Genomic DNA, 3,560 nt, shown 5'->3' with positions numbered 1-3,560 from the left:
GTTTAGACACCGTTCCGCTGATGACGGGGGCAACTTGCCACGACGGCGTTTCTTTTCGGTCAGGTGGCAGGGTGCCCCCGTCTTCGCCGAGGCACTGCCGCGACTCACGCTTGCTGCCTCGTGGAGTGCCTCGGGGAAGCTGAGCCCCATGACAGGCTGTGCAGGGGGCGATAGACTGCGCGCATGGGTGCGGTCACGAAAACGCGGAACGTCTTCAACGTCGCCATGGCCGGGGGGCTCACCGCCTTGCTGGCCCTGCTGCTGAGCGGATGTACCTCCGCTTCCACACCCTCCGAGACTGGCGCGAGCAACGCTGGCAGCACCACTGCACCGAGACCGGCCGAAGCTTCCCGCCCCGCGGCACCTGAGGGTGATCTCCCGGAGGCTTTTCAATCCGAGCTCCAAGCGGCACTCGAGTCGGTCATGGCCAAATACGCCGTCCCCGGCGCAGCCGCTGGCGTCTGGATGCCCGGTGAGGGCTCATGGACCGCGGCCGCCGGCCTTGCCAACATCGACGGAGACATCCCCGTGACCACGGACATGGTGTGGCCCATCCGCAGCATCACGAAGTCCTACACCGTCACCTTGATCCTCCAGCTGGCCGACGAAGGCAAGCTGAGCCTCGGTGACACCCTCAACAAATATGTCGACGGCGTCACCGATGGCGACCAGATCACCGTGCTTGAGCTGGCGAACATGTCCAGCGGCAATGCCGACTACGTTAATGCGGCATTCCTCGCCCAGTGGCAAGCGGACCCAGCGAGGATCTTCACACTCGATGAACTCAACAGCGGTGTTCTCCACCAGCCGGCACAGTTCGCACCCGGCACAAAGTACGTCTACACCAATTCCAACATCAACCTACTCGGTGCCGTGATCGAGAAGGTGACCGGTGAGCCTTTTGCGCAGGTGCTGCAGGAGCGCATCCTGAATCCACTCAAGCAAACCGGCACAAGCTACATGGTTGATGCCTCGAAATGGGCTGTGCCGCACCCGGTGGGGTATGTCATCGACGATGGTGTCCCGCAAGCACAAGTGGAGAACTCCTCGATCCTCGGCCCGGCAGGGTCGATGTTCTCCACGCTCGAAGATGGCCGGGTTTGGGCAGATACCCTCGGAACCGGCGCACTCCTTAAGCCGGAAACGCAGAAGCTGCGCGAGATCGGCCACAAGATCGCCGCACCGCCCTACGACCTTTACGCCGTGGGGATGGGTACCACTGATGGTTGGTGGGGACACAACGGCGAAGGCGTGGGATTCACCGCTGCGACCTTTCACGACAACGAAACAGGGGCCAGCATCGTGGTGTACATGAACGAGTCGACCGTCGCAGACAAATCGCACCCGGCCGACCAGGCCTTCCGGGCCCTTGCCGCCGTCCTGCAGAACGGAACTGGAAAATGAGTGAACGAATCATTGCTGTGCGCCCCGCCCGATCCAGGCTCATACGCGGCGCCGGAATCATCGCCATCGTCGCGTCCGCCTCCCTGACCGCCGGTTGCTTCGGCGGCGCTCCCGGACCGAAGAGTACTAAGAGCACGGCAAGCCCCGGCATCACCTCCGTTCCCGGGCTTCCGGATGCGGCGCTCGAGGTGATGAACCAACCGCAGTTCTCGCACGGCCGCTGGGTCATCTCGGTTGAAGACCTCGACACGGGGGAGACCATCATCGACCTGGACGGTGACAAGCTCGCCGAGCCGGGTTCCTTCGTGAAGACCTACAGTGCGGGAGCCGCGTGGGTGAAATGGGGACCGGATCACACGATCACCACACCGGTGAAGCAGTCGGGGACCGTCTCCGGCGGCACTCTTTCCGGCGACCTCATCCTGGTTGGCCAGGGTGACCTCACCATGGGCGGGCGCACGAAGGCCGACGGCACCGTCGATTACACGAACCTTGACCACAATGATGCCAACCCGTTGCCCGGCGCGACGCTCACCACTGAGGACCCGCTTACCGGCCTCAACGATCTCGCTGCACAGGTAAAGGCTTCGGGCATCACCGAGGTGAAGGGTGAGGTCATCGTCGATGACCGCCTGTTCACCGGAACACTGGCCGAGAAACCCGTCACGCCAATCATCATCAACCAGAATCTGCTCGACATCATGATCACTCCCGGAGCGGAGGGCAAGCCTGCGACGACGGCCCTCACACCCGCTGTCTCCCCCTGGAAGCTGGTCAGCAAGGTGCAGACCGTTGGCGCTGGCAAGGACGCCGAACTCGATGATCCAACAGTCTCGCCCGAGGACCCCAACACCATCGTGATCTCCGGCACCGTCGCCGCCGGCAGCGCACCCGCCCTCAAGGTCTACGAGCTTGAAGACCCCGCGACTTTCGCCCGCACCGCCTTCATCGAGGCTCTGCAGCGGGCAGGAGTGACGGTGTCGACGAACCCGACGGCGACGAATCCCGAGCAATCCCTGCCCGATCAAGCGACCGTCGACGCGCTGCCCTTCGCAGCCAAGCTCGTGTCGCTGCCTCTCGGTGAAGAGGTGAAGTACGTGATGAAGATCAGCTACAACCGCGGTGCGCAGACGCTGGTCTGCCGTCTTGCCGTCGATGCCGGAAAAACCGCGTGCAACGCCGGAATAACGGTGATGCAATCCATTTGGGCTGACGTGAAGCTCGACACCCTCGGTGCCTCGCTGATAGACGGGTCCGGGCTCGACGGCAACCTCATCACCGCACAGAACGCCGTCGACATCCAGGCGATCATGGCCAAGCGCCCGGATGCGAAGCGCTGGCAAGGCACCCTGCCGATCCTCGGCGTCGACGGCTCGCTGGCCGACGTGCAAGCTGACAGCAAGGCGGCAGGCAAGGTGTTCGCAAAGACCGGAACCCTCCTCGCCGGCGATGCGTTCAACAGCCGCTACCGCCTGGTCACTAAAACACTCGGCGGCGTGATGGATACCCAGAAAGGGCGTCACTTCGCCTTCACCATTATGGTGAATCAGGGCTTCTACAAGGAACTCGCGGGGGTATTCGAGGCGAACGACGACGTCGGCAAGGTCGCCGCGCTGATCCAGCAGGCGTACTAATCAACCCCAGAGGAGACGCCGGATGTGCGCCTCAGCCGAAAGGATGCGCACATGAGTGCGGCTGCGGAGATGTGGAAGGACTTCAACGTTGCCATGGTCGGGGGGCTCGCCGCTTTGGTGGGTCTGCTGATCGTCGCGATGTCGGTGAACATCGCATCCATCCTGAAAGCGCCACAGCTCCCTGCGAGAGCGGCCGGCGCCATTGCGACACTGGCGTACGCGCTCGTCGTGAGCGCTCTGGGCCTTGTCCCTGCACACCCGCTCTGGCTGTACGGCGCTGAGGCTGCCATCGGGTTGGCGGTCCTGGGTGGGCTGCTGTTTCAGGCTCTCCGTGCGGTGGCGGACGAGCAGGGGGTGTCCGGATGGATCCGTGCCGTCAAGGCGGGCATCATCCTGTTGCCGCCGGTAGTCTATGCGATCGGTGCGGTGATGCTCATTTTCGGTTCAGCGGCGGGGTTGACCTGGTTTGGTGCCGGTGCAGTTCTCACCGTGATTTCCGGGGTGGCCTTTGCCTGGATCGTG

Annotated in this window: 3 protein-coding genes; all 3 read left to right on the top strand. The window is 63.4% G+C overall.

The features are described from left to right. The first annotated feature begins 183 nt into the window (after positions 1 to 183). Positions 184 to 1,404: a serine hydrolase gene (locus Q4P21_RS13215; protein ID WP_303389222.1), complete on the top strand. Its 1,221-nt coding sequence runs from the start codon at positions 184 to 186 to the stop codon at positions 1,402 to 1,404. Next, positions 1,401 to 3,038, top strand: a complete 1,638-nt coding sequence (dacB, locus tag Q4P21_RS13210) for a D-alanyl-D-alanine carboxypeptidase/D-alanyl-D-alanine-endopeptidase (RefSeq protein ID WP_303389221.1) — start codon at positions 1,401 to 1,403, stop codon at positions 3,036 to 3,038. The genes Q4P21_RS13215 and dacB overlap by 4 nt, the downstream gene beginning before the upstream one ends. A gap of 51 nt (positions 3,039 to 3,089) precedes the next feature. Beyond that, the coding region (locus Q4P21_RS13205; protein WP_303389220.1) for a hypothetical protein at positions 3,090 to 3,560 on the top strand (471 nt) is incomplete at its 3' end.

It is taken from the genome of Arthrobacter sp., assembly GCF_030540645.1.
Classification (GTDB): Bacteria; Actinomycetota; Actinomycetes; order Actinomycetales; family Micrococcaceae; genus Specibacter.
The sequence above is the reverse complement of the archived record's forward strand: the minus strand, read 5'-3'. Positions and strand labels throughout refer to the sequence as shown.